This is a genomic window from uncultured Eubacterium sp. (assembly GCF_945980375.1).
Lineage (GTDB): Bacteria > Bacillota > Clostridia > Oscillospirales > Acutalibacteraceae > Eubacterium_R.
Genome location: NZ_CAMFQO010000052.1, coordinates 1 through 3,150, shown reverse-complemented (window position 1 = coordinate 3,150; position 3,150 = coordinate 1). Strand labels below are relative to the sequence as shown.

Genomic DNA, 3,150 nt, shown 5'->3' with positions numbered 1-3,150 from the left:
TAACTGATTGATAGAAACCTCAATTTAATTTGTACTCAAACTTGACATAGGACCAGCAATTCGTTGAAATTGTTGACTACAAGGAAATATCCTTCGGCGATGGCACGGGTGTTGTGCTTTGTCATTACCCTATTCCTTGCTACAATAAGCATTTTTACGGTTGGTATCATCTTTACGGTCATGTTCACAGCACTTTTGAGTGGCGAATGATGGCAGAGGTACAAACAAAAATGCGTGAAGTTCACAATGCTAAAATAGAGATGTATAATGTCGGCTGTATGATGACATATATGAGATACAGACCGAGAACACTTGAAGAAATACTTGAAGCAAACAACCGAACGCATAATTCATAAATTATCTCTAATGTGCTAATATATAGCTGCAAGGAGGAATACCTATGAAAAACAAGTACCATTTAGTTTTTACGGATACGGATAAACGCAGCATAGTCGCTTGCTTAATGGATAAACGAAATGAACTGATTTCCAAAGGAAAATATACAGACGGAATTGACGAACTGCTTATCAAGTTTGGTAAATGCAAAAAGAAAAAATTTGATATTGTATAAGCCGATTGAAAGTTCAGTCGGCTTATATTGACATACCGACCAAATTATGGTATAATAAAAGGCACTAATTTATAGGAGGAATAATAAATGAGCAAAATCGGCGATTTCTTAAGAGAAACGGGTGTTTTCTTTTTAGCAACAACAGACGGTAATCAACCCAAAATTAGACCTCTCGGGGCATTTCTTGAAAAAGACGATAAAGTAATCTTCGGCGTTGGCGACTTCAAGAATGTTTACAGGCAGCTTGTAAACAATCCTTTAGTTGAGGTTGTTGCCTGTAAGCCTGACGGACATTGGCTTCGTTACACAGGCAAGGCAGTATTTGAAACAGATGAAAAATACGCAGAAGAGATGATAAAAACTGCACATATTGAATCCATATATAATGAAGAAACAGGCAATAAAGTAATAACTTTTCATTTAGAAGATGCAACAGCAGTTGATATTCCCGTTATGGGCGATGGCGAAAGCCTTATTTAAAACTATATAGCATACATTTTGACCTATCGTTTAGAAATAAATGATAGGTCTTTTTTTATTTACATAGCCGAGGGATGTTTCTTCGGCTAAATTTTATGAAAGGAGGCAAAAGATGTCTAATTGTAAGGTTATTACCATAAGCAACCAGAAAGGCGGTGTTGGTAAAACTACCACAACGCTCAATCTCGGAGCCGGACTTGCTTTGCAAGGTAAAAGGGTGCTTTTGATTGACGCAGATCCACAGGGCGACTTAACAACGAGTCTTGGATATACAGATAATGATGATTTAAGCATCACATTGGCAAACAAGCTCGTTGACATTATGAATGATAATTGTTATGAGATTAAGGAATCTGTCCGAAGTAGAAGCTGTTGTTTCAGTTGAAAGTGATGTTGAACTGAACGAGGAGAGTATTGCTCAGTACAACAAAGTTTGTGAGTGTAGGAACAAGGCATTTGAGGCATTGTCAAAAAAGCTTAATGTTTCCTCTAACACTTTCAAAGGCTGCGACACCGATGATGTTGTTGAACTAATGGAAACGATATTCTGGATTGAAGCCAACGGCGAAAACGAAGTTAAGGTAGTTGACGGGAAAATCATTTTGGATATTCCAAGCCTTTATCCTTACCTTGAGAACTATCGCATTATGAAAAAGGCAGCCGCGCTTGATATGATTTCAAACGAATCATATATTGATTGGAAACTGAATTGGAATAAAAACACCATCCTTTCTTCTTAAGCGAACGGGAAGGGTAACGCCCTTCCTGTTTGCTACATACTAAACGCACATTTAACAGCATTAATATAAATATGTATAATGGCATTGAAAGGAGGAATTAAGATGACATTCTATATAGCAGACCTACACTTAGGTCATAAGAATGTTCTACGATTTGATAACCGCCCGTTCTCAACCATTGAAGAAAACGATGAATATATGTATGTTTGCCGTGTCAATGGGACTCAGCCGTACCATTTACGGAAAGTACGGACACAAAATGAATTTGGTAAATTTTATGATGGGGTCAGGCATTCTGTGCCTGGTTTGCTATTTGCTTGCCGCCGTTTCTGCCAATCCTGTTTTGGGACTAATTGGCTGTATTGTCTGCGGATTTTCTGTTGGAATTATGTGGCCCGGCTCTATCAGTATTGCATCAAGTAAAATTCCGCTTGGTGGAACCGGGCTATTTGCATTTCTTGCTATGGCGGGTGATTTGGGCGCGTCAATTGGCCCTGCCGCCATAGGTGTTATTACACAAAACGCAGGCGACAACATGAAAGCCGGAATGCTTGCGGCATGCGTTTTCCCAGTTATCTTAATTGTTTCGCTCTGCTTACTAAAGTATATACGCCTGAAAAAATAAAGAGAGATTAAATCGCAGCTTTCCGTTGCGCTTCAGCACTTTAATTGAGCTTCGTTCTTGGTAAATCATTTTAGTAATATAGGGTCGGCAGGTTTACCGATGCCGGCGGCGGATGAAGTTATGCTCTATAAGGCTTTTAATTCTCTATTCAACTCCCTTTTCAAATGGAAAGGGAGTATTTTTTTGCCATTTTTGAATTCATCACTTGACATTGTGGCAAAGGTTTGATGGTTTCGTTGATGATCCGCGCCGCAAGGAGCAGCGTGAACCTGCGCCAGTTCGTGTGACAGGAGTTCAAGAAGCGGTAGGCCGTGTCCTTGCCAAACGGCAGGGATTCCTCGTGAAGCCGGCGTTGCATGTAAAGCGAGCGGTTCTCGAAGATGATGCTGACGAGCACAAGGAACACCAGAATAGCGGAAAAGCCCTTGAGTTTGCATGCGTTGGCAGACCGCAAAATCTGGCCGATGCGATATTGGTGGAAGAACAGCGAAGTTTTCTTCGAAATGGATTCCATCTGATGGGTGGTTTGTGGTATAATTTGCATAGCATGAACCTCCGCTTTAGTATGTTTTGTTTCACACCTTAATTATACTAAATTGGTGCAGTTCATGCTATTTATTTTGCTACAAACATAGATTTCACAAGGCTTTACGGGTGCTCAGCACCTGCGAAGTTTGAGTTTTTAATTCTAATATACTTTTTCTATCGGTCGCATCCGCCACACAAAATTCAAT

General features: G+C 39.9%; 6 protein-coding genes and 1 pseudogene. 6 read left to right on the top strand and 1 reads right to left on the bottom strand.

Features of this window, described 5'->3' with window-relative positions; all coding sequences use genetic code 11:
* Window positions 1-113 precede the first annotated feature (113 nt).
* From Q0P34_RS08390 to Q0P34_RS08365, 6 genes and pseudogenes are all read left to right on the top strand, one after another.
* Window positions 114-356, top strand: coding sequence for a hypothetical protein (locus Q0P34_RS08390; protein WP_294955366.1), 243 nt, complete (start codon window positions 114-116; stop codon window positions 354-356).
* 44 nt (window positions 357-400) lie between these two features.
* Window positions 401-571 (top strand): hypothetical protein, encoded by a 171-nt coding sequence (locus Q0P34_RS08385; RefSeq protein ID WP_194941661.1) that lies wholly within the window; start codon window positions 401-403, stop codon window positions 569-571.
* Window positions 572-658: 87 nt separating this feature from the next.
* A complete protein-coding gene (locus Q0P34_RS08380) occupies window positions 659-1,051 on the top strand; it encodes a pyridoxamine 5'-phosphate oxidase family protein (RefSeq protein ID WP_009146100.1) in 393 nt (130 codons plus the stop codon).
* A 112-nt stretch (window positions 1,052-1,163) separates the two neighbouring features.
* A pseudogene (locus Q0P34_RS08375) lies at window positions 1,164-1,382 on the top strand (ParA family protein); the annotation flags it as partial.
* Window positions 1,383-1,389: 7 nt separating this feature from the next.
* Complete coding sequence (locus tag Q0P34_RS08370) at window positions 1,390-1,791, top strand: hypothetical protein (protein WP_294955363.1); 402 nt, start codon at window positions 1,390-1,392, stop codon at window positions 1,789-1,791.
* A 190-nt stretch (window positions 1,792-1,981) separates the two neighbouring features.
* Entirely contained in the window at window positions 1,982-2,416 is a 435-nt protein-coding gene (locus Q0P34_RS08365) for a hypothetical protein (RefSeq protein ID WP_366783900.1), read from the top strand.
* A gap of 160 nt (window positions 2,417-2,576) precedes the next feature.
* Here the strand turns inward: Q0P34_RS08365 and Q0P34_RS08360 are convergent, their stop codons facing one another.
* Window positions 2,577-2,960, bottom strand: coding sequence for a hypothetical protein (locus Q0P34_RS08360; protein WP_294955361.1), 384 nt, complete (start codon window positions 2,958-2,960; stop codon window positions 2,577-2,579).
* Window positions 2,961-3,150: the final 190 nt, after the last annotated feature.

Excerpts from the sequence above, each read along its gene's own strand:
- Q0P34_RS08360 (WP_294955361.1), bottom strand. The coding sequence starts at position 2,960 with ATGCAAATTATACCACAAACCACCCATCAGATGGAATCCATTTCGAAG.
- Q0P34_RS08370 (WP_294955363.1), top strand. The coding sequence starts at position 1,390 with ATGAGATTAAGGAATCTGTCCGAAGTAGAAGCTGTTGTTTCAGTTGAA.
- Q0P34_RS08365 (WP_366783900.1), top strand. The coding sequence starts at position 1,982 with ATGAATATATGTATGTTTGCCGTGTCAATGGGACTCAGCCGTACCATT.
- Q0P34_RS08385 (WP_194941661.1), top strand. The coding sequence starts at position 401 with ATGAAAAACAAGTACCATTTAGTTTTTACGGATACGGATAAACGCAGC.
- Q0P34_RS08380 (WP_009146100.1), top strand. The coding sequence starts at position 659 with ATGAGCAAAATCGGCGATTTCTTAAGAGAAACGGGTGTTTTCTTTTTA.